This is a genomic window from Faecalibacillus sp. TM498, from assembly GCF_020589955.1.
GTDB classification, from domain to species: domain Bacteria; phylum Bacillota_I; class Bacilli_A; order Erysipelotrichales; family Coprobacillaceae; genus Faecalibacillus; species Faecalibacillus intestinalis.
This window is the reverse complement of sequence record NZ_JAJDKB010000146.1, coordinates 1-508: the sequence shown is the minus strand read 5'-3', so window position 1 is coordinate 508 and position 508 is coordinate 1. Positions and strand designations below refer to the sequence as shown.

Annotated in this window: 1 protein-coding gene; it reads left to right on the top strand. The window is 30.5% G+C overall.

The window, feature by feature from the left end; genetic code table 11:
- On the top strand, window positions 1-508 hold a 508-nt coding region (locus LJD32_RS15070), incomplete at both ends, for a collagen binding domain-containing protein (RefSeq protein WP_264472177.1).

Here is a 508-nt window from a genome sequence, read left to right as displayed (position 1 = left end):
TCAATGGATATTTCAGAAAACGGATATTATGTGACTAATGAATTAGGTGAAATTCATATTTCAGGACTACCACTTGGAAAATATGAATTGAAAGAAGTACAAGAATTAGAAGGATATGTTAAAAACAATAAGGTCTATGACATTGACTTAAGCTATGATCACACAGATAAGATCATCTATTCAAAAGAACTTGATGTTCTTAATAAAAAGACAGCAACTGAAATTTCAAAAGTTGATGCAACTAATGAAAAAGAACTTGAAGGTGCAAAACTTTCATTAAGAGATGAAGATGGAAATCTTGTAGAAGAATGGACATCAACAAAAGATGTTCACATTATCAGAGGTCTTGTATCAGGTAAAAAATATATCTTGCATGAAGATCTTGCACCATTAGGATATGCAACAGCAAGTGATGTAACATTTACAGTAAATGAAGATGGAAGTGTGACTAAAGTTAAAATGAAAGATGAAATCACAAAGGTAGATATTTCAAAAGTAGATGCAACAA